Below are 20,673 nucleotides of genomic sequence, written 5' to 3'. Positions count from 1 at the left end.
TGGAAGAATAGCGCTTCTCTGGAATGGAAAAGCAAAAAGGAATGGACGATGAATCGCATAACAAAAGGATTATTGGTTCTGGCGGTCATGCTGCTCAGCGCCTGTGGTGCGCAGGATGTGGACTTGAATGTGGTCATGACCGGGCAAGGCAGCATCACGTCACCGGCTGGCGTGGATTGTGAGGCGAGCTGTACGGCCTCCGTCAAACTCAATCCGCCTTTTATCGGTAACAAAATTGTCAAGCTCACCGCCACCGCGGCGCCGGGCTATGAATTCATCGGCTGGAATCATCGCAGCTGCACGGCAGCGGAGACCTGTGATCTGGCATTTTCCGGAATCTGCGCTGATCAGTTGATCTGTAGCACCGGATTGGTGTACTTCGAGGAAACCATTAAGCCGGTGTTTGTGGACGGCACCATATTGCTGGATGCCGGTTGGAGTGAAAGCGCCGTGTGTGCGGCCTTCAGCAGTGGTGAAGTACAATGTTGGCCCCGCTCTGCCAATGATGAGGTGGGCCAGGTGCCGCCGTTGAACAATCCCCAGCAGGTGGCCGTGGCGGGTAACGCGGCTTGCGCCCAGGTGGACGAAGGGGTGCAGTGCTGGGGCCATCCCAACCTGATTCCTAAGGATGCCCCCTTACTGTATCCGCCAATGGAGATGGAAATGCTGACGGCCCGCGTGTGTGTGATTGACCAGGAGGGTCTCAAATGCTGGGGCACTACCGGTGAAATCAGCACGCCTGCGGTGGTGAATCCAACAAACCTTCGCAAGCAATACGTGGAGACGCCACAATGGAGCGGCCATCAATTCTGTGTTGATGATCAAGGTGCTGCGGTGTGCTGGTAGCGGTTACGCCGTTGCTGTGACCGGGCCGCCAGGGTCACAGTGTGCTGATTCACATTCTTGCGCCAACGCCCAGTGTATTTCAGGTGTTTCGCGCAATTTGAGTGATCGTCATCACAGATAAAGGTTGTTCAAACTTTGAACGATAAAGCCTCTGCTATATTTACCCCAATCAGAAGGGAATTGTTATCGGAATCGCGTCAGCAACGGATGTTGTTCCGGTAAAGGCAGGGTAGCAGCATGACGATTGCGTGCAATAAAATCCTGATCAGTCACATCGGGCTGACCGGGCGGGATCAAAAGTTCATCCAGAATATTTTTCGTTTGAGTGCTCAACAGCTTAGCAAGTTTCGCTTTGCAGAAGAAGGCAGCCTGGAGCAGGCCCAGATTGTTCTGGTAAATGCCGACGATGAGCAGTCCATCTCCCACTGGCAATCCCTCAAGTTCAAAAACAAAACCGCCCAGGGCATTTTCATTGGCAGTGAGCCGGAGCAGCGCGCGGTGAATCCCCTGTTGTCGCGGCCCCTGGTACTGAAAAAGTTTGTGCAGGCATTGGATCAGGCCGCAAAAAAACTGCCGGAACAATGGCAGGAGCATCTGCAGGTACTGGTGGTGGACGACAGCCTGCCCATCCGAAAATTCTTGAACCTGCGCCTGCCCAATCTGTGCGAAAGCCTGATGGATATGGCATTCGCCGAAACCGGCGAGCAGGCAGTGGCGTTGATGTCGGAGCGTCGCTTTGACATGGTGTTCCTGGACATCGTATTGCCCGGTATGGATGGCTATCAGGTGTGTCGCCAGTTGAAAGCCATCGCCCCGGTGTTCGTGGTGATGCTCACCAGCAATTCCTCACCCTTTGATCGCATCCGCGGCAATATGGCCGGCTGCGATGCCTATCTTACCAAACCCCCCACGGATGCCCAGCTCTCGGATGTGTTCGAACGCATGGTAAGCCGTGCCCGCAAAGCCGTGTAAATGGAGATTGATGTCATGGCAAAAGTACTGATTGTGGATGATTCCTCCGTGGATCTGGAAAATCTGAAAAGCATTCTCACCAAGGCCAACTATCAAGTGGTCACTGCCAACTCCGGCGAAAAAGCCATCCAGTTGGCGCACATTGAAAAACCCAACGTGATCCTGCTGGACATCGTCATGGAAGGCACCGACGGCTATCGCACCTGCCGTGAAATCACCCAGGCCGAGGACACCAAAGATATTCCGGTGTTGTTTGTCAGTTCCAAACGGCAAAAGGCCGATGCCATGTGGGCCCTTAAGCAGGGCGGTAAGGCCCTGATCACCAAACCGTACACGGAAGAGCAAATCATCGATCAGGTCGCCAGCTACTGCTGAGAACCGCTTGCTGAGCGCAATTCGCTAAAGGTTTTACTATGACAGATCACCTGCTATCGCCGGTGGCGGCGTTGGATAGCCAGGCCCCTGCGCGCCTGATGCTGGACGATGGCCCAGAACAAAGAACGGAATACGCCTTTCAGGGCCACGGTTTTGCCCTGGACAAGCTTGGCATTCTGATTCCACCCCAAGCGCGTTGCGAAGTGGTGGAAAGCCTGCAGGTGTGCCCCTTGCCCGGCGCGGCCGACTGGTTTCTGGGGATGGCGCAACTGCGGGGTTACATCCTGCCGGTGTTTGATCTGCAGCGGTTGGCGCTGGGCAGTGGCACCGCACCGCAGCGTTTGCGCCGCTTTCTGGTGTTGGAACCGCAGCAGAAAGGTCTGGCGGTGTTGTTGCCCGCCATGCCCAAGCGCCTGCAGTTCAGCGCGCAGCAACAGATGGACAATCAGGCCGGTGTGCCACCGAGGTTACTGCCCCATTGCCGCAATCTGTTCTATGACAACGGATTATGGCTGGAGCTGGATTTTGATGGCTTGTTCAGCCAAATGGCCAAGCAATTGGTGGTCACTCATTAAGGACGAATCACCCTGGAGGATAGCAGAGTGAAATGGAATAAATGGTTACTGGCGGCAATCGGTTCCCTGGCCACACTAAGCTGGTCACTGCCCGGCGTTGCAGCTCCCCGTGCTGGGGTGGATGACAAAACCATCTATGTGGGTGGCGTGCTGGATCTGGAAGGTCAGTCCCGCGGTTTGGGTCAGGGTATGCGCGATGGCATCGAGGCAGCGTTCCGTGGTGTGCAGGTGCGCGGTCGCAGCCTGAAATACGTTACGGTCAACGATTCCTATACACCGGAATTGACGGTGCGCGGCACCCAACAGTTAATCGACAGTGGTATCTTTGCCATGCTGGGCAATGTGGGCACGCCTACGGCCAAAGTGGCGCTGCCGATCCTGGCTCAGAATGAAATTCCTGCAGTGGGCTTTTTTACCGGTGCCGGTTTGCTGCGACCCGGTGAGGGTGATGTCATCAACTATCGTGCCTCCTACATCGAAGAAGCGGCAGCGGTAATTGACCAGGCCCTGGACAACGGCATGGACGTGGACCAGATCTGTGCCTATGTGCAGAACGACGCCTACGGCATGGCCGGGGTGGAAGGCATCAAGATGGCGCTGAAGAAGCGCACCAAAACCCGTCAGATCATTGAACGACTGGATCAGATCCTGGCGTTGGACGGAGACAACCCCGCCCGCAACAACATCGGCCCCGTGGGTGTCTATCAGCGTAATACGCTCACCTCCCGCGACGGTTACGAATCCCTTAAGCATTGGGAGCAGCAGAATAATGTGCAGTGTCGACTGGTGATTTCGGTGGGCACGTACAATGCGGTGGGGCGCTTCGTGGGATATTCCCGCTACAAGGGCGAAGACTGGCTGGTGAGTGCGGTGTCGTTCACCGGTGCCGATAACATCAAAAACGTGCTGACCCAGTTCGGTGTACAGGATCGATTTATCATGACTCAGGTGGTGCCGCCGCTGGATGAGAAGCTTCCCATTATTCAGGAAGCAAAAACCGCCCTCGGCTCGGATTTTGGTTATGTCAGCCTGGAGGGGTACATCGTCGGCAAGATGTTCATCGCCATTCTCAACAATGTGGAAGGTGAGCTGAACCGGCAGAATTTTGTGAAGGCGGCGAAAGGCAACAGTTTCAATATTGGTGGGCTCGATCTCAGCTTCCGCCGCAACAATCAAGGTTCCACGTTGGTGTCCACCACGTATTTTAACGGTGCCGCCTATGTGGATATGGACGCGGCTCTGTGGAAGTCATTGTTATAATCTGAGGAAGTCATTATGTTTACGCAACGATTTCGTGCACTGAATATTGGGCGCCGCCTGCTGGTGATGATCCTGGCCATGGCGGCCACCATCGCCATCGTCGGGGTGTCCGCCCTGGTGGCCATCCAGTCCGCCTCCGGCACCGTTTCCACCTTGCAGGGTCAGGTGGACCGCGGGGTAATGCTCACCAACATCGCCCACGATGTGCGCAGCCGCTTTATCGACGTGGCCAACAACGTGTATCGCGGCACCATGATCTGGACCGAAGCCAACACCGCCATCGCGCGTTCCAAACAACAGTTCGACCAGGATTGGCAAGCGTATCTGCAGCACCTGCCTGAACAGGAGCGCGCTGCTGTGTTGCAGGAATACCAGGGCGCGCTGGAAAACCTGAACGCCGCCTACGACGCCATGCTGAGTTTGGGCGAGCAGCAGTCCCGGGGGCAGTTGGAACTGTTTATCCTCAACGACCTGGATTACCTGACGGCACCGTTCCTGCAGAAACTGCAAACCCAGATTTCAGATCAGCGGCAGCAGGCGGAAAACTATTTTGCCGTATTCTCCAATCGTAACGTGATCTTCGTCGTCAGCCTTCTGACGCTGTTTGCTGCCGGTATCGGCCTTGCCATCTTCCTGGGGTGGACCATCCGCCGCTCGATCGTTGATCCCATCAACCGGGTAATGAATACGGTAAAACAGGTGAATGACGGCGACTACAGCGCCCGTACCGAGTTACACGGCACCGATGAAATCGCGGAGCTGTCCACCGCTCTGGATTCCATGCTGGACGCCCGGGTAACCGCACTGGTGGAAAAAGAGCAGGAGAACGACCGCCTCAACGATTCCATCATCCGCCTGCTGGAAGCCACCTCGCAACTGGGTGAACGGGATCTGACGGTGACCGTGCCGGTGAGTGAGGATGTGACCGGCCCCATCGCCGACTCCATGAACCTGGTGGCCACTGAAACGGCACGGGTACTGATGGAGATTCGCCAGGTGGCAAACCGGGTGGAATCCAGTGCCCGTAACGTGCGCCAACAGAGTGAGCGGGTGTCGGAAGTGGCCGCCAATGAACGTTTGATCATTGAGAAAGCCTCTGAACGTCTGGAGATGGCCAGTAAAACCATGTTGATGATCGCCAAGCTGTGCCAGACCAGTGACAACGTGGCCAAGCAGGCCTCCACCACCACCGAACAGGCGTTCAGTGCGGTACAGCTCACCGTCACCGGCATGAACGAAATCCGCGAATCCATCAGCGAATCGGAAAAACGTATCAAGCGTCTGGGGGAGCGTTCGCAGGAAATCAGCGGTATCGTGGACATCATCAACAGCATCGCCGAACGTACCCACGTATTGGCCTTGAACGCCAGTATGCATGCTGCGGCAGCCGGTGAAGCCGGACGCGGTTTTGCGGTGGTGGCCGACGAAGTGCAACGTCTGGCGGAAAGCTCCCGTAACGCCACCTCCCAGATCAGTTCGCTGGTAAAAACCATTCAATCGGAAACCGGCGACGCCATCAACACCATGAACCGTACCATCAGTGAAGTGGTGGAAGGTTCCAAACGGGCGGAGCAGGCCGGTGAACAGATGCGGGTGACCCAGGACACCACCTCGGAGCTGGTGGCCTCGGTGGCGCAGATCTCTGACCGCGCGTTAAAGCAGGTAAAACTGAACGAAGCCTTGCGTCAGATTGCCTCGCAGATTGAAAGCAGCACCCACACCACCGACGAAGAACTCAAACGTCAGTGGGCGGATACCGAAAGCCTGGTGCAGTTTGCCTCGGAATTGCTGACGTCGGTACAGGTGTTCAAGTTACCCGGTCACACCGAACCGGAACGGCCTGCCTCGGCAGCGTAACCAGACAGTGGAAGCCAGGTCTATGCTGACAGCGGAACAACAGGAAGCCTTCTCTGAAATCCTGTGTGGCGCCCGGGAGGAATTCACCCTGGCCTATGAAGACGACGGCGATCACAGTGAATCCTGTGCCGAGCAAATCGAAAACCTGGCCTTTGCCGTGGAAATCGCGGAGATCAAAGGCCTGGATCTGGTGTGTGCCGAGATGAGCCAGTCCATCACTGACTTCACCGACAAACAACAGTTGTTGAAATTGGTGGACTGGAGCAGCCAGGTACTGGCGTTCATACGCGATCCCGCCAATCCGGCATTGGCGGACAATCTGGTGCAGTTTGTGCCGGAAAGCCAGCGTGACACCTGCCTGCAGTCGCTGTTGCCACGGTCTGCGCAAGCGGAGCTGGCCGGGTCGACTCAACCGCAACCAGCCCAGCCTCAATTGACGCTCGCCGCAACGCAGCCAAAACCGCAGCCAGAACAGCCACCACAGCAGCAGGATCTGCTACTGGCCGAACTGGCACCGCTGCGGGACAAGCTGGGAAAAATTGTGGATCAGATTTTCGGGGCGGCCTGCGCAGACGCTCTGGACGTGTTGAAGCAGCGTTACTGTGACACCGTGGTCTGCCTGGCGGACACCGCCCGAATATTATCCCTGCAGGGTTTGGAGGCCCTGTGTGAAGTGGTCATCAGCAACGCCCAGCAACTCAGCATGTCCTGGATTATGCAGAACCGCGGCCCGGGATATCTGGTGTTTCAACAATGGCCCGGACTGGTGTTGACCTATCTCAGCGATCCCGCCAATGATGAAAACTGCCTGGCCCTGATCAATCATTTTGAATTGAAAGGTTGGCCCATTCCCGTCAATGAAGACGGCGCCCGGGCGTTGTTGGAATCCCTGTTGGCCAGTGGCTTTATCGAAGACTATTTCAGCCCCAATAAAACCGCATTCACCGCCAAGCCGGAGGATATGGAGCTGGCGCCGGTGGCAGAACTGATCCCGGAACTGTTTGACGCGTTTTTACAGGATGCACCGGGGCAGACCGCGGAGCTGTCCGCCTGCATTCATGGCCTGAACGCCGGCGAGCAGGATCTGGCGCTGGTGCAGCAGGCACAACGTATCACCCATACCATCAAGGGCGCTGCCAACGTCACCGGTCTGGTGGCCGTGGCCAATATGGCGCACGTACTGGAAGACATCTTTGAGCAACTGTGCAAGCCGAATAAGGCTGCTGACGCTGATCTGCTGGCGTTGCTGCAGGCGAGTGCGGATTGTCTGGAGGCCTTGGTGGATTACCTGCAGGGTAAAGACGATTTGCCGAATGATCGCCTGCATCTGTACCAGCAGTTGGTGGCGTACCTGAATCAAAGTCAGGTGCCGAAAGCCAGTAATGACGCCCACATGGAGGTGGCGTTTGCACCGGAGTACGCCCCCGCAAACGCACCACGGGCTGTTATTCCTGCAGCCTCAACCACTGAAACCCCTGACGATGCGGACGCTACCGAGGCGGAGGATTCCAGTCCAGGGGAGGACGCACCGCTGCAACACCAGCAGGTGGAGACCGTGCGGGTGCCGGTGAGCGTCATCAGTTCCCTTTTCCAGTTGGCGGAGGAAATCACCATCGCCCTGGGCAGCTCCCAGGAACAGACCCAGCGTATCCTGAAACAGCTGGACGCGGTCAATCAACAGGATTGGCGCGTGCAGGAACAGCGGTTTGAGTTGGAAAACGTGGTGGATGTACGCAGCGTGGCGCGTCGACAGCGTCGCTTGGGCGAACAACAAGGCGCAGACTTCGACAGCCTGGAGATGGATCAATACGACGAGATCTATGACGTGGCCCATGCCCTGATTGAGTCGGTGGCGGATGCCCGGGAGCTGAATCTGGGCATCGGGGAAGAGATTAAAGCCCTGGATGCGTTGCTGTTGCAGCAGACCCGGCTGAACAAAGAATTGCAACGATTGGTGAAGAACACCCGCATGATTCCGGTGCGTTCAGTGGTGCCCCGTTTGCAACGCTGCATCCGCCATGCGGCCCGGGTCACCGGCAAAATGATTGAGTTCGACGTGCAGGGTGCGGAAACGGAGATCAATGAAGAAATTCTGGATAAACTGATTGATCCCATCATGCACCTGCTGCGCAACGCGGTGGATCACGGCATTGAAGATGGTCAACATCGGGTGCAACAGCAAAAGCCGGCCGCGGGCACCGTGCAACTGAGCTTTGGGCAGGACGGCCAGAACATTCGCATTCATTGTGACGACGATGGGGCAGGCATTGACGAGGAAAAAATTCGTCACAAAGCGCTCCAGCTGGGATTAATCCAGGACAGCGACGTGTTGGGATCGCAGCAGATCCGTCAGCTGATTCTGAAATCCGGGTTTTCCACCAAAGACAGCGCCAATCAGGTGTCCGGCCGCGGTATCGGTATGGACGCCGTGTATAAACGCATTCGGGAACTGGGTGGCCAGCTGCACATCCTGCCCCGGGCCAGCGGTGGCACCCGCTTTGAAATTCTGGTGCCCCTGCAACTGGTGGCATCCAACGCCCTGCTGGTGCAGATACAACAGCAGTGGTTCGCCATTCCCACCCGCCAGTTGGACCAGATCCTGGCTCCCGGCAGCGCCGAGCCCGCCACCCTGGGGGAAACGCCCGCCCTGGCTTATGAGGACGCACTCTATCCCAGCCATCATCTGGGGGACCTGTTGGGCTTGCGGCGGCCTGCGGAGACCAGCCCGCGCCCGGTGTTGCTCACCGCCATTGCCGCCGAACCCACGGCCCTGTATGTGGATGCCCTCATCGCCAATCAGGAACTGGTGATCAAATCCACCGGCGACTATGTGCGTAATGTGCCCGGCGTGGCCGGTGTTTCCATTCTCGGGGACGGTCGCCTTGTGCCGGTGCTGGATTTGCCGGCGCTGCTGGAGCGCATCCAGACGAACCCCGGTTGGCGTCCACTGGAACTGCCGGAAGGTACCGAAGAGCACACCACTGACGTCGGCAATAGGGTGCTGATCGTGGACGATTCCCTCAGCGTGCGCAAATCCCTGAGCCAGCTGGTGAACGACGCCGGTTATCAATATGATGTGGCGCGGGATGGCTTGGAAGCCTGGGAGAAAATCCAGCAACACCCGCCGGCCGTGATTCTGGCGGACATGGAAATGCCCCGTATGAACGGCATCGAGCTGGCCAGCCGGGTGCGGGACAATGCTGCGACCCGCCACATTCCGATTATGATGATCACCTCCCGTTCCATGCAGAAGCACCGGCAAGCGGCAGAGAAGGCCGGGGTCAGTCAGTACTTTACCAAGCCTTTCGTGGAGACTGAGCTGCTGGATCACATCCAGCGTTGCGTTGCCGCCGTTAGGCAGGTGGCCCCATGAGTACCCTGGCACTGATCGAACTGCAGCACCACACACTGGCCATTCCACACCATCACATCTTTGCCATTGAGCGTTGCAGCCGCAGCCAACGTAACGTGCGCCTGAACGGGCAGCAATGGGAGTTGATGGATCTGGATGATGATTTGCAATGGCGCCCCGGGATTGATTACGCAGCACCGTTCGTAGTGTGTTTTCGCAACTCGACGCTGGCCCTACGCTGCGCCCGGGTTGACAGTATTCCGGTGAGCAACAGCGTGCCGCTACCCCCCATCATGCAGGGGCCGGACACCCTGGTTGAAGGGTTCGTTCCCCATCCGGAGCGATTGGTGCTGATCGTGAACATGAGCGCGTTGTTGAGGGCACAATCCTATGCAGCGTGATGCCTGGTATCTTAGTTTGAGTAATCGACACCACCTGGCGGTGGCCCGGCAGCAGGTTGCGGAATACCTGACCCGGGTTACGGCCTACAGCGTGCCGGGCTGCAATCCCCATTGCAATCAATTGATCCAGTGGCGGGGTCGCCTGGTGCCGTTATGGGGCGGCGAGCAACAGAAAACTCAACAACAGGAAACGCAAACGCAACACGCCCATGTCCTGGTGGTGAGTTATGCGGATGAAGCCCCGGCGCTGTTAGCGCTCAGTCTGCAGGAGGCACCTCAACCGGTGCAAGTGCGGGATGAAGACCAGTGCCTGCCCTCGCCGGAACAGGAGCAGTATTGGCGACAGGCAATTCTGGGGTGCTTTCAGCATCGTGAGCAACCGGTACCGGTGATCGGGTTTGCGCGGTTGGGCGCCATCACTGCCCACACAACGGTTTAAAATCTTACGATTGCCCACTTAATATGGCATGGGGCCTCTTGCCACCTACTCAACCTTGATTGAATAGCCAAATATATTGCCGGGGCACTTGGTAAAAACATCGGTAAATAAACCCACAATCCCGTCCCCGTAGCCCCTACAATCCCCTGAATCAGACGTAAGATGGTAGGATCTTTCACGTGTGCTGTTTTGCTCCGGCTTCTGCTCTGATTCATAATAATGCACGTTGATCTGTGATTCTGGTCTTTCCTGCCGGTCCTGAACAGCAGCGCTGCCGATAGCCTCATTCCTGTTCATGCGCCAGATAAGATCATCGATTTTCACCTTCAAATCAGAAATCATGTCCTCCTGATTCTTGATGAGAATGTCCTGCTTGGCCAGTTCAAGATAAAGATCCGTTCTGAGTTCATCTTTGGTAAAGTACAGATGGGTACACAACATTGCCAGAAGAAGACTAACAACAACATTCGATAATACTAAGGCTTTCCATTTTTTATTCATTGTCTAGGTCTATGTCATACTCAATCGTCTAGCCGATCCGAAACAACTTCGCCGGTCAGCGGGTTCACTCTGAGCTCTCGCTCTTCATTATTCTTGTATGCTTCCACTTCCCACACACCATTATCCATTGATATCTCGGTTATTGGTGAATAACCCTGGGCCTCTAAAGCTTGAATGATGTCAACTAAGGGCTTGGAGCCTGCAGGTGGTCTCTCGCCGGCATAGATCTGGGAAGCCGTAAGAGCTGATAACAGGGCCGCGGTTGATAAAAGGCCTGATTTTTTTATGCTCATGATTCTTTCCTCGCAAAAGTTAAGATATAGAAGAAGGGCGCTATTCCAATGGGTGATGCTCATTTTCGTTATCTTTCAGCTCCTCATTGAACATGCAGTACACAAATGATCCCATAGCAAGAATAGGTGCAAGTATGAAATAAAAGATAATCATTTCACAATCTACACAGCCCTTTCTGTCACCACCACTTCCAGTAAATGACAGAGACCAAAGAAGAACGACTATCGAGATTAATACCCATATCCCCCTGATTGCGGGAAAGCTCCCACTCACAATCACGACTAGTGCGGGGATTAGAAAAACGAAAGCTAGGCCGCTGACATTGTTTGTGACTTTATCAAAAGTGCAATGATCAGCGGTTGAAAAAGCCAGCTCCTTCGCCATGGTTTGCGCTGCTGATCGAATGGACAAGTAATCTGCGTGACACTCTGCATACAATAGAGCATATGCAGATGCTAAACATACTATAAAAGTAATCAAAACCAGACCAAGATGTCCGTAGGTTTCTGGTCGCATAATTTGTGTTAACCTGTCTTTCAAGCTATACGCTCAATTTGAAACTTAGAACTCCCCTGGACACTCTCAACAAAATCAGCACCAAGAAGCTGAGAGGGAGTAAAATATCCATGCTTATCATCATTATTAAGGCAAAAGTCAACAGCGGAAAGCGCTGAGTAACACGTAAACCTATAGCCGTGTACAACCTTTATATATATTCGTACCGCCTTGCCATCCTGACTATGAGCTTCGCCGAAAATTGACATGCTGCCCTCTTCCAGATCTTGTTCAGACGGGCCTTTTACCAATGCCTTGATCGCTTTTGACAAGAGTAATTGTACGCTACTTTTGCTAACGAAAGGCTTCATCCATTTCATACACGCAAAACTCATTCTGTTGATATGCGTGGCTGGAACATAGACGGCAATATTTGGAACGTCAGTCGAATAGAAAGCACCATTTAAATCTGCCCAGGTGATTGCCATCGCTTTTCGGGGGGGTTCACCACGCTCAAATGCTATTCTCTCAATCCTGGGCTTTTCCAGATGCTGGATATGTCCGTTGTCTCTGATCATGTAAACTGTTAAATCTGGGTCCCCAATACCCTCAAGCAGTGTTATGGACGATCCTTGACTTAAGGCCATCTGCCCATCGAAGCCAAGTTTGATTGAATCTGCGTTCGGCAACAACTCCTTTAACTTCGCAGCAACGCACTCTGTGGGAACAATATCGAAGGCCACACCTGGGCAAACGATACACTTGGCTAACGCTGCTCTTTTACCTTCACCAAAGCAATATTCAAAGACGTTAAGCTCGCCAGAAATATCCAGGTAATGACAGTGAACCGAAAAACAAGCATCCAACAGGGCTCGAACGGTTCTGGTAAATGGGCCTGCACAATTAAGAACAAGATCAACACGCGATAAGTTGTCTTCAACTATGGCAGTATCCGTTAAATCGAATATTGTGTACTCGAAACCTAACTGAGTGGCCAATGCTTCAATTTCACTTTTGTTCCTGCCAGCCAGTACGGGTTTTTGCCCTCTCTTTGCTGCTTCGCGCGCGATCAGCGAGCCAGTATATCCATTAGCCCCGTAGATCATCCATTTCTTATTCAAATTTCAGCTCCATTAAAATCGTACTAAGGCAGAGGGGTTTAATTATTGGTGTTGCTGACTCCACTTGCCGCAATTTGTTGTGTTTGTGAATGTCTTAACGTAGACCTCTAGGTGCCCTCAGAATGTCTTCTATCAATTATTTGGGCTGTCGAGAATAACGGAGACAAAGCCGGCACAAACAGTCCAACGACAATCAGGACTTTAGAATCAACAATTGCTCCAAATGCGATCACCACTATACCCAGTAACACGAGAACAAGATGCACCTTGAATATTGCTCTGATCTGACTGCTGATGCGTTCATATAGATACTTCAAACCCAAGAACATCAGCATGCTGATACAAGGAACAGCAAGGAAAACACCGACAAATAAGGAGAAGGATTGTGCCCCGTCACTTCCAATTGTCGCCGCGTAAGCAGGTTGGAATGGAATAATGACTAACAAGATTAATAGCATATGACGATGAGGCTCGTGTCTAAACTGCAATCCTAATGGCACTTCACTGACCACTGCATAATGCTTGGTGCAAAATCCAAAGCAGCGCTCATTTAGTCACCGCTACGTTCACGATTTAATTTTCTATAATTCATGAAAGCCATTACTAATGGAATTATAGATATAAGTATATAGACCATTGACACGGAATAATTCACGAATAGTGGCTCAATGAGAATTGAAAGTACACTGATTGCCATCAGAAAAGCACCAGATTTCCCACCGACCTCTGGTAGAGCGTCAACAGGGACTCCAAAAAACGTAACTGCGCTCCAGACTAGAATGCTCGCTAGACATAGCCATCCCACGATTTTAATTTTAATCAATTGTTAACCTTCCCTAGACTCTCTGAATTCTGAAGCGAGTCATATCCTCTATTTCCGATCTCGATCCAGTTCTATCCGTTCGATCTTTATCGATCCTTAGGATTAATATTCTTAATGCTTTTTGCAAACGCTCTGTGCTTTTCTATATCAACAGCACGGTGCTTTACTGTTGTGGAGGCAGGATCGTTTCCAAGATAATTGTTGCCCCTATGATTAACGGAGGGGCGAATAGGTCTTTGACAAAACCCACCACCACAATTGGGGCATACATTTTCAATGACATTTTCTACACAATGTTTACAGAAAGTACATTCGTAACTGCAAATCATTGCTTCTAAAGAGTTGGGAGGCAACGGTTTATTGCAATGCTCACAGGTAGGCCTCAATTCCAGCACGATGTTATCTCCTGAACGTACTTAACGATTTGCTCGCTTGCATCAACAGGCTGAGCTTAAAGGTCTGAGCGCCCATATTGATCGCCGATTGCTTTCAGTATCTTGCCTGCGCCCCTTCCACACCATAAAGGCCACGATGATTCAATCCGTATTGAATCTACCAAATAGTATAGCGTCAAGACAATAAAAAAGGGCTGTTCGGCTACCCTGGAACAGCCCATCTTAGGTTAGAAACGGTTGAAATCAGACCATGAAACCAAAACCCTAGAGCCGGTGACAAGATCCAGGGCGAATATGGCCCGTTTGCTTGAATCCAATACGAATGCTCGCTGATTTTCTGTGTCTATGATCAAATCCTTTATTGTAGAAAAGCCCAAGCCACTGAAATCCGATGGTACTGCGGTTTGCTCTCCAGTAGTTAAATCAACGATAGTGAATTCAGCTTCTTCACTGCCAGTAAAGATCCGGTTATTGGTTTCATCCAATATCATGGCAGTAATATCGAATAAACCGGAAGCCCCAATCTGATCACCTGTAGTGAAATCAATGCCCGATACCAGAGTGCGATCGCCTGTTGCCAGATCAACGGCCATCAGCGCGCCTTCATCGCCGACGAACGCCGTGGTTTCTGAGCGGTTAATGACAAACGACAGTGGGAAGTCGAATGCCGGGCCGCTGTTGCTGTCATCTGAAATGATCGAACGGTTGCCCGTCGTAATGTCGATTACCAATAATGACCTTGCTTCGCTATCGATCACAAAAACGCGATTGGAAACCGGGCTAAAAGCGATGTCTTCCGGGGCGATCAATGTGGGTCCACTGCCAATGGCGGCGCTGGAGATAACACGTAGCGCTTTGGTGGATAAGTTAAACTCAACCAGTTTTGGATCGTTTTCGGTATTGTTAATAAAGAAACCGCGGTTGTTGGGTTTGTCTAAGGCCATCGCTTGTAGATTGAGTTCACCGGGGTTATCCAACACCAATTCGCGATCGCCGTTGGTTAAATCCACTTCAAACAATCTGCCGCTGGTGGAATCGGTCACCAACGCGCGATTATCTCCAAGATCGGCCAAGGTATGGGGTCGATTGAATCGTACTCCGGTGCCAATGGCGTTGTTCGTTAACAGTGAGCGATCACCGCTGATTAGATCCACAACGATGAGTGATTCAATATCCCGATCGATAACAATGGCGTGCTGTGCACCAAAAAAGTCAGCGCCCACCGGTACGATAAAGTCAACGCCAGTTCCTTCCAGAATCGTACGATCGCCATTGTCGAGGTTAACCAACACGATCTTTTTCAGAACTTGATCCATCATCAGTGCGCGGTTGTTATCGTCCACTTTGATCGAAGCGGGATTTTCAAACTCCGGCCCGTTGCCGACTAATGTATTGTCGGTATCCATGCCTGAGATCAGCTCACGATCACCAGTACTTAAATTGACAGAATACAAAACGGTTTTCTGATTGATTTCACCGGTCATCAATAATTGATTGTCGGTGTTGAGTGCCAGCGCGTCAGACGGTACGGTTTCAAAACCCCGAATCACCCTGCGTTCTAAATTGGCCAGATTCACTTCCATCAATCGTAAATTTCTGCTGAAGCCATCCAGAGCCAACAACCGATTATTTGCGCGATCAAATACGAAAGAACGGATACGGTCTATTTGCGGTCCGCTGCCTTGGTTTGGATTGTAAAAAACGCTGCGTTCGCCGGTGTTAAGATCAACTTCTACAATGCCTCTTAGTGTGAAAGTGTTGTTCAATGGCTCAAGCACCAGAGCACGTTGCGCGTCACTATCAAAATTCAGCTGCGATGAAAAGTCCAGAGCCTCACCGCTGCCTACCGGTTCCAGGTTAATGAAGTTATCCAGGCCCCTTGGGCTGGCAAGCACTGTGCGTTCGCCCGAAGCCAGGTCGAATGCCAGTATGGCGTCGTGATTGTTGTCTACCATTAGAGCGCGGTTATTCGCTGTATCTACCGACATGGTGTTTTCGTTGGCACCGCTTATCAGGGGTAAGGTGTGGCCGCGAATGTCGACCGACGCAGCGGCAGGGTCGATATTGCCGGTGGCATCTTCCGTTTCCACGGTCAGCGTGTTGGTGCCCAGCCGAACCGGCACAGTGACTTGCCAGGTGGCAAAGCCATCGTCACTTTGTACTTCGATTCCATTCACAAACACACCGGTAATGGTGCTGCCGTCTGGGTCTTGTGCGGTGCCCCGTACGATAACCGATGTTTGGTTGGTGAGCGATTGTGGAGTCGGAAATTGAATAGACGCCAGCGGTGCCGCAGGTTGCAGGGGGGCTTCCCCGCCATTGTCCGCGTTACCCCCGCCTCCGCCGCCACCACCGCCGCAAGCGGTAAGAAAGCCGATTAGGGAAAGTGTGCTGGCCAGTTTTGTGATTTGCGGGTTCATCGTCTTCAACTCCAAAGGAACTTAATGTGGTTGATTGGAATACGATGAATTGGTTAAAAAAGTTGCAATTGAGAGGTGTGAAAAAATCACAAAGTCAGGCGCTGGCTTAACCTGAGCCCGGTGGAATGCTGTGTTTTAGTGAGTTAAATCAACTGCTTGCAAGGAACAACGAAGTCCACATGATAATGCTCGTCATGCCTCACCCAAGACCTCTTTTGTGACAGCTGAATGTTAGCCTTAATATATTCGCCATACTCTGTATCGAAAAGGCCAGGCTGTAGTTTTGGATCGAATATGACTCGCCATAGTGTATGCCCACGGTGTTTGGCTGCGCGATCTAATGCGACTATATGTGCCGCAAGAGCGTCGTAATCAATAGACAAATCTTCGTAATGGCCTTGCTCATCCAGCTCGATGTTATAGCCGAACTTATTCCATGGGTTCGTGGGTAGATGCACCGATTTACCATTTTTGTCCATCATAGGTGTCATGAAATCAACTGACAGCCCATTTCTGTGCGTCTTGTGTGGACTGAATGGCCCGCCATCCTTAAATCCCGTTTCTGCATACTTATAGATTTTGTCGGGCAGCTCTTTCTCAAGCGCTGAGTAAGCGGCTATCAGAATTTCATGGACTTCAGAATGTACATAGGTGCGCCCAGCCAGTCTTGCGACATCACTATATGTGACGAAGTTTGGCCCTGAGCGGGGTAGCTCCACGCCGTTTTCCAACCGCCCGTCGGACGTGGTGCCGTAGCAAACACTGTCAGAACCAAAGACAACGCCGGGAAGCCATAAAAGGAAAGTCAGTAGATATTTCATAATTCTCAGGGCGATATGCCTTATCAGGGCTGATTCAATATTCTTGCTACTGCATCGCGCTTTTGATTTTTTGCATTTAGGTATTCTATGAACTCTTGGGTATTAAGACCATTTAAGTTCTTATGTTGGCTGGCTATTCTCAGACTTGGATCAGCCCCGTATTCCAGGAGCAATTCTACCAGTTTGGGATTATTGAACAGTACGGCTGCATTCAGAGCGGAGAGCCCCTGATTGTCCGGTGCATTAATATCGCAACCCGCAGACACAGCCACATCAATCACCTTAAGTACAATGTTTTTATCGACACGGGCGTCATCGTAGGCCGCAACCATAGTAGGGATGGTTGGAAAGATGCTCTTGCCATCTGTTAAGTAGCATCCACTCTCATCCGTGGACTCGAGACCGACCGCCTTCAAGCTGGCTTCACTCGCCAAGAGATTCCCTGACACCATCAACAACAGAAATAAAAAGCACTTGGTTCTCATGATATTTCCTGATTGTGGGTAACGCGCTTGTGTACTGCCTTGCACAGGGGCCCAGCGAACCACAATTGGGTGGGGTCTCATGTCCGGTGCAACGATTTGTTATAGCATATTTACCAAACCATTTAGAAGACCTATAATGAGACCTATTAAAAGGTCTTAAATAGGAAAATATCATGCCATATCAAGTGCTTACAGATATCGCAGCTAGCATATCTGAGCTCAAAGCTAACCCAATGAAGGTTGTTGCTAGCGGCAACGGAATGCCAATCGCTGTGCTTAATCGGAATGAACCCGCATTCTATTGTGTCCCGGCTCAAGCCTATGAAGCTCTTATGGAACTCATTGATGATGCCGAATTGCTCAAATTAGTTAAAGAGCGAATGGATGAGGAGTCCGTTAAGGTAACTCTTGATGACCTATAGCCTTGAATTCAAGAGAACAGCATTAAAAGAATGGAAAAAGCTTGGACACACAGTACGAGATCAATTTAAGAAGAAACTCGAAGAACGCTTAGAAAATCCTCACGTTCCCGCTTCAGCATTATCTGGAGCAACTAACCTATACAAAATTAAGCTTCGCCAGCTTGGCTATCGCCTGGTTTACTCAGTCGAAGATGAAATAGTTACTGTAACAGTGGTAGCAGTTGGTAAAAGAAATCGAAATGAAGTTTATGACATCGCGCTATCGAGAATTCAGCAGGATGAATGAGCTATAACGCATAAATCAGTGGCGCATTTATCGGGTCCCTTGCTGCAATTTGTTATGAGCCAAGACCCAGCCAACACTTAGCAGATACCTATTACCCTTCACAACCTTGCTAACAGAATGCTCTGACACATCTGGGCGAAAGAACTTTATCCTTTGTGTTTCAAATATTGGATCTACGCAATTGAACTCGCCACCAAGCTTTGCTGCTTTGAGCACCAGATTCAATCTGAAGTGATCGCCTTTTTCGACACTGTCTCTGTGCGGAGGGATTTCACTTCCTTCATTAAATCTCAATAGGTATATATCCATCGGTAACGGCCAAAATGCCACGCCAAGTAGCATCTTATCGTATCCGGTCTCCTGGCGACCACGTTCCCACCTGTACAGTTTCTTAAGATGCTCTCTCAACTTCATTTTTAATCTCGAGATAGTGCTACTAAATCTGACAGCTCATAACACTAAGCATAGGCGCGCAGCCAGACGTCCCACTGCTGCGCACTTTCTAAGTGCCGTGTTGATGAACATATTTTGAAATTGATTCTAATATTGTTTGCAAATTGCTCATAGGAATTCTCGCCCTACGATTACTATCTTCAGAGCCATTTGCTGATAGCTCTTGAGAGTGCTCAAAGTCAGACAATGCATTTTCTGTATTTTTGGTTTTTGACCAGATGGTTAGTGTATATCGAGCGGACGTTTTACCGCCCAAATGCAAAGAATATTCACCAAGCTTAAATCGCACACCATTTCCATTCTTAGTAATATTGTACTTAATTGACAGCTCATCAAGTCTAGGGATAACCTCTGTATAGATCCTTTGAGAGTTTTTCTTTTGCACAGCATCTGTAGCGGCCACCACATCAGCCTCATCAGATACTCCCACTTCTTTGGCTTCAGGGTGATAAGCCTCAATAAAATCGGTTACTGCATCTACTAAGGTTTCATTACCATCCCAGAAATACTCGCCATCAAGTCTGGAATTGTCCAATATCGTGTGGAGCATAGACTCGATTTTACGAGCATCTACATCTGTCCAAGCTTTGACAATTGATATTTTTACCGGACTTATGGTGCCCAATAATTCCTTCTCTCTACGATCTGGTAGATCAGTCGTAACTCCAATTTTCTTAATTGGTGGGAAGGCAGCTTCATTGTCAAATTTTTGTAACTTTTCCGAAAAAATAGGTTCCGCTATGTAGATCGTATTTTGCATGTAGAACTTGAACCCTCTTAGCGCTCAACGCTTTGCTCACCGGCACATACTACGGAGAGCGTTTTTGTGTAAAATGGAGCTCAGCGACTACTCAAAAACGATCATAAGCGTAATAGTATCCGCTGGAGCCGCTTGTTGTGACTCCATATTTGCAGAATAATTTAGAATTTTTCGCCTTTGGTGGCATCATTAAGATAATATTTTTCACCAGTCAGAATGCTTAAGTAAATGGCCTTCAAGTAATTCGAAAGCGGTTGGTTAGTATTGTTTAATTCCTCGTCAGCAAGTTTCTTAAGACGCTGATAATCCAATAGTTCAGATAATGAATCCTCAGATATTTCTGCGTATGGCCCGTTAGTAGAATCACTTCCGCATCGACCCACAACCTTAGCTATCTTTTCTATGCCTAGCTCCTCATTTATCCACTTACTGAAAACTTGCTTCGTTTTTTCCTTAGACACACGATAGAATACAAAATAAATGTGTGATGCGTGAATAGAGTCAGCGAGCCCACCATCTAGTAACTCACTCGCAACCATGTCGGACCAAGTTTCAAGGTACTCTTCTCCTTTTTCTTGGGATAGCCACCGCTCTTCTTTTAATCTCGGATCATCGGTCTCTATCCTTCCTAGCTGAACTAATAGTCGACGACTTATGTCAGCTGTAATTGGTAGAAATCTGGGGTTTTGGAGCAAATCAAAGAGAAATTGCTCCTTTTCATCCAAGTCCTTAATAAAAGCAAACGTCAACCACATGATATTTCGATATGGCTCAAACCCAAAGAAACCGTGAACAGCATCTTCAAAGCTCTTTAAGTACGGCGAATCTAAGAAGACTGTATATAAAGCCTTTAATGAGAGAGCAGCATTCTCTTGGTTAGCCTTCTCAATGTTATGGTGCAAAAGTTCAAATAACCGCTCTACGAAACCTTCGGAAATCGCTCTTCTCAAATACTCCTCGCGATTGATTGATCCGTATAAAAAAGAAACTATCTCGGTATCTGATGCGAATCCCGTTGGGATCTGATAATGAAGTGCGATATAAAGCCTTTTCTCTGACGCAACTCGACCACACTGATCATAATCGGAACCATACATCGAATAACTAGAATCTTCGAGAAGTGGAAATAATTCTTTGAGAATGCCTTTTAAATAAACCACGTCTTTTTCAGGTGCGCGTTCAATAATGCTATCTCGCTTAGGGATGCTCTGATTAAGTCCACCCGTATGGCATAATCCAGGAATCACATGAATGGTGGACAATATGGATCAACTCAGTTTCTCAGAGGCAGAATACAATCACAAGAAGCGTAAGACCCGC

22 protein-coding genes are annotated in these 20,673 nt (G+C 50.9%); 11 read left to right on the top strand and 11 right to left on the bottom strand.

The genetic code is table 11. From position 1 onward, the window contains the following. The first annotated feature begins 48 nt into the window (after window positions 1-48). The 9 genes from D9N14_RS20160 (at window position 49) to D9N14_RS20120 (ending at window position 10,077) form a co-directional block, all read left to right on the top strand. Window positions 49-846, top strand: coding sequence for a hypothetical protein (locus D9N14_RS20160; RefSeq protein WP_290583162.1), 798 nt, complete (start codon window positions 49-51; stop codon window positions 844-846). Between the two features lie 237 nt (window positions 847-1,083). Then, entirely contained in the window at window positions 1,084-1,818 is a 735-nt protein-coding gene (locus tag D9N14_RS20155) for a response regulator transcription factor (RefSeq protein ID WP_290583160.1), read from the top strand. A gap of 15 nt (window positions 1,819-1,833) precedes the next feature. Then, the gene (locus D9N14_RS20150; protein ID WP_290583158.1) at window positions 1,834-2,193 is read left to right on the top strand and encodes a PleD family two-component system response regulator; all 360 of its coding nucleotides are present in this window, start codon (window positions 1,834-1,836) and stop codon (window positions 2,191-2,193) included. A 38-nt stretch (window positions 2,194-2,231) separates the two neighbouring features. Then, window positions 2,232-2,768 carry a chemotaxis protein CheW gene (locus tag D9N14_RS20145; protein WP_290583156.1) on the top strand — a complete coding sequence of 179 codons (537 nt, stop codon included), beginning with the start codon at window positions 2,232-2,234 and terminating at the stop codon, window positions 2,766-2,768. A gap of 27 nt (window positions 2,769-2,795) precedes the next feature. Beyond that, window positions 2,796-4,028 (top strand): ABC transporter substrate-binding protein, encoded by a 1,233-nt coding sequence (locus tag D9N14_RS20140; RefSeq protein ID WP_290583154.1) that lies wholly within the window; start codon window positions 2,796-2,798, stop codon window positions 4,026-4,028. A gap of 15 nt (window positions 4,029-4,043) precedes the next feature. Then, window positions 4,044-5,885: a methyl-accepting chemotaxis protein gene (locus D9N14_RS20135; protein WP_290583152.1), complete on the top strand. Its 1,842-nt coding sequence runs from the start codon at window positions 4,044-4,046 to the stop codon at window positions 5,883-5,885. A gap of 22 nt (window positions 5,886-5,907) precedes the next feature. Beyond that, the gene (locus D9N14_RS20130) at window positions 5,908-9,258 is read left to right on the top strand and encodes a hybrid sensor histidine kinase/response regulator (RefSeq protein WP_290583150.1); all 3,351 of its coding nucleotides are present in this window, start codon (window positions 5,908-5,910) and stop codon (window positions 9,256-9,258) included. Continuing rightward, entirely contained in the window at window positions 9,255-9,638 is a 384-nt protein-coding gene (locus D9N14_RS20125) for a hypothetical protein (RefSeq protein WP_290583148.1), read from the top strand. The genes D9N14_RS20130 and D9N14_RS20125 overlap by 4 nt, the downstream gene beginning before the upstream one ends. A gap of 16 nt (window positions 9,639-9,654) precedes the next feature. Beyond that, the gene (locus tag D9N14_RS20120; RefSeq protein WP_290583146.1) at window positions 9,655-10,077 is read left to right on the top strand and encodes a chemotaxis protein CheW; all 423 of its coding nucleotides are present in this window, start codon (window positions 9,655-9,657) and stop codon (window positions 10,075-10,077) included. Between the two features lie 45 nt (window positions 10,078-10,122). Here the strand turns inward: D9N14_RS20120 and D9N14_RS20115 are convergent, their stop codons facing one another. The 9 genes from D9N14_RS20115 to D9N14_RS20075 all read right to left on the bottom strand — a co-directional run bounded on the left by D9N14_RS20115 (window position 10,123) and on the right by D9N14_RS20075 (window position 17,432). Continuing rightward, on the bottom strand, window positions 10,123-10,578 hold the full coding sequence (locus D9N14_RS20115; protein ID WP_290583144.1) for a hypothetical protein: 456 nt from the start codon (window positions 10,576-10,578) through the stop codon (window positions 10,123-10,125). Window positions 10,579-10,598: 20 nt separating this feature from the next. Next, complete coding sequence (locus tag D9N14_RS20110) at window positions 10,599-10,871, bottom strand: PepSY domain-containing protein (RefSeq protein ID WP_290583142.1); 273 nt, start codon at window positions 10,869-10,871, stop codon at window positions 10,599-10,601. 40 nt (window positions 10,872-10,911) lie between these two features. Beyond that, entirely contained in the window at window positions 10,912-11,256 is a 345-nt protein-coding gene (locus tag D9N14_RS20105) for a hypothetical protein (protein WP_290583140.1), read from the bottom strand. Between the two features lie 152 nt (window positions 11,257-11,408). Further along, window positions 11,409-12,488, bottom strand: coding sequence for a saccharopine dehydrogenase family protein (locus tag D9N14_RS20100; protein ID WP_290583139.1), 1,080 nt, complete (start codon window positions 12,486-12,488; stop codon window positions 11,409-11,411). A 107-nt stretch (window positions 12,489-12,595) separates the two neighbouring features. Further along, window positions 12,596-13,000 carry a hypothetical protein gene (locus tag D9N14_RS20095; protein ID WP_290583137.1) on the bottom strand — a complete coding sequence of 135 codons (405 nt, stop codon included), beginning with the start codon at window positions 12,998-13,000 and terminating at the stop codon, window positions 12,596-12,598. 397 nt (window positions 13,001-13,397) lie between these two features. Continuing rightward, window positions 13,398-13,706, bottom strand: a complete 309-nt coding sequence (locus D9N14_RS20090; RefSeq protein ID WP_290583135.1) for a DUF1272 domain-containing protein — start codon at window positions 13,704-13,706, stop codon at window positions 13,398-13,400. Window positions 13,707-13,933: 227 nt separating this feature from the next. Further along, window positions 13,934-16,126, bottom strand: a complete 2,193-nt coding sequence (locus D9N14_RS20085; protein ID WP_290583133.1) for a PQQ-binding-like beta-propeller repeat protein — start codon at window positions 16,124-16,126, stop codon at window positions 13,934-13,936. Window positions 16,127-16,269: 143 nt separating this feature from the next. Beyond that, window positions 16,270-16,947 carry a penicillin-insensitive murein endopeptidase gene (locus D9N14_RS20080; RefSeq protein ID WP_290583131.1) on the bottom strand — a complete coding sequence of 226 codons (678 nt, stop codon included), beginning with the start codon at window positions 16,945-16,947 and terminating at the stop codon, window positions 16,270-16,272. Window positions 16,948-16,970: 23 nt separating this feature from the next. Continuing rightward, entirely contained in the window at window positions 16,971-17,432 is a 462-nt protein-coding gene (locus D9N14_RS20075) for an ankyrin repeat domain-containing protein (RefSeq protein WP_290583129.1), read from the bottom strand. A 173-nt stretch (window positions 17,433-17,605) separates the two neighbouring features. Here D9N14_RS20075 and D9N14_RS20070 point away from each other — a divergent pair, with 173 nt between their 5' ends. Both D9N14_RS20070 and D9N14_RS20065 read left to right on the top strand, forming a co-directional pair. Continuing rightward, on the top strand, window positions 17,606-17,854 hold the full coding sequence (locus tag D9N14_RS20070; protein WP_290583127.1) for a type II toxin-antitoxin system Phd/YefM family antitoxin: 249 nt from the start codon (window positions 17,606-17,608) through the stop codon (window positions 17,852-17,854). Then, window positions 17,844-18,140, top strand: a complete 297-nt coding sequence (locus D9N14_RS20065; protein WP_290583125.1) for a type II toxin-antitoxin system RelE family toxin — start codon at window positions 17,844-17,846, stop codon at window positions 18,138-18,140. The genes D9N14_RS20070 and D9N14_RS20065 overlap by 11 nt, the downstream gene beginning before the upstream one ends. Before the next feature lie 502 nt (window positions 18,141-18,642). Here D9N14_RS20065 and D9N14_RS20060 read toward each other — a convergent pair. Next, window positions 18,643-19,353 carry a GIY-YIG nuclease family protein gene (locus D9N14_RS20060; RefSeq protein WP_290583123.1) on the bottom strand — a complete coding sequence of 237 codons (711 nt, stop codon included), beginning with the start codon at window positions 19,351-19,353 and terminating at the stop codon, window positions 18,643-18,645. 161 nt (window positions 19,354-19,514) lie between these two features. Then, a complete protein-coding gene (locus D9N14_RS20055; RefSeq protein ID WP_290583121.1) occupies window positions 19,515-20,615 on the bottom strand; it encodes a hypothetical protein in 1,101 nt (366 codons plus the stop codon). Window positions 20,616-20,673 lie beyond the last annotated feature (58 nt).

It is taken from the genome of Ketobacter sp., from assembly GCF_003671495.1.
Classification (GTDB): Bacteria; Pseudomonadota; Gammaproteobacteria; order Pseudomonadales; family Ketobacteraceae; genus Ketobacter.
The sequence above is the reverse complement of the archived record's forward strand: the minus strand, read 5'-3'. Positions and strand labels throughout refer to the sequence as shown.

What these genes read in the sequence shown, in the direction of transcription:
- D9N14_RS20150 (WP_290583158.1), top strand. Translation starts at nt 1,834, where the DNA reads ATGGCAAAAGTACTGATTGTGGATGATTCCTCCGTGGATCTGGAAAAT.
- D9N14_RS20145 (WP_290583156.1), top strand. Translation starts at nt 2,232, where the DNA reads ATGACAGATCACCTGCTATCGCCGGTGGCGGCGTTGGATAGCCAGGCC.
- D9N14_RS20135 (WP_290583152.1), top strand. Translation starts at nt 4,044, where the DNA reads ATGTTTACGCAACGATTTCGTGCACTGAATATTGGGCGCCGCCTGCTG.
- D9N14_RS20065 (WP_290583125.1), top strand. Translation starts at nt 17,844, where the DNA reads ATGACCTATAGCCTTGAATTCAAGAGAACAGCATTAAAAGAATGGAAA.
- D9N14_RS20080 (WP_290583131.1), bottom strand. Translation starts at nt 16,947, where the DNA reads ATGAAATATCTACTGACTTTCCTTTTATGGCTTCCCGGCGTTGTCTTT.
- D9N14_RS20115 (WP_290583144.1), bottom strand. Translation starts at nt 10,578, where the DNA reads ATGAATAAAAAATGGAAAGCCTTAGTATTATCGAATGTTGTTGTTAGT.
- D9N14_RS20125 (WP_290583148.1), top strand. Translation starts at nt 9,255, where the DNA reads ATGAGTACCCTGGCACTGATCGAACTGCAGCACCACACACTGGCCATT.
- D9N14_RS20060 (WP_290583123.1), bottom strand. Translation starts at nt 19,353, where the DNA reads ATGCAAAATACGATCTACATAGCGGAACCTATTTTTTCGGAAAAGTTA.
- D9N14_RS20075 (WP_290583129.1), bottom strand. Translation starts at nt 17,432, where the DNA reads ATGAGAACCAAGTGCTTTTTATTTCTGTTGTTGATGGTGTCAGGGAAT.
- D9N14_RS20105 (WP_290583140.1), bottom strand. Translation starts at nt 11,256, where the DNA reads ATGGCGAAGGAGCTGGCTTTTTCAACCGCTGATCATTGCACTTTTGAT.
- D9N14_RS20110 (WP_290583142.1), bottom strand. Translation starts at nt 10,871, where the DNA reads ATGAGCATAAAAAAATCAGGCCTTTTATCAACCGCGGCCCTGTTATCA.
- D9N14_RS20130 (WP_290583150.1), top strand. Translation starts at nt 5,908, where the DNA reads ATGCTGACAGCGGAACAACAGGAAGCCTTCTCTGAAATCCTGTGTGGC.
- D9N14_RS20160 (WP_290583162.1), top strand. Translation starts at nt 49, where the DNA reads ATGAATCGCATAACAAAAGGATTATTGGTTCTGGCGGTCATGCTGCTC.
- D9N14_RS20085 (WP_290583133.1), bottom strand. Translation starts at nt 16,126, where the DNA reads ATGAACCCGCAAATCACAAAACTGGCCAGCACACTTTCCCTAATCGGC.
- D9N14_RS20070 (WP_290583127.1), top strand. Translation starts at nt 17,606, where the DNA reads ATGCCATATCAAGTGCTTACAGATATCGCAGCTAGCATATCTGAGCTC.
- D9N14_RS20155 (WP_290583160.1), top strand. Translation starts at nt 1,084, where the DNA reads ATGACGATTGCGTGCAATAAAATCCTGATCAGTCACATCGGGCTGACC.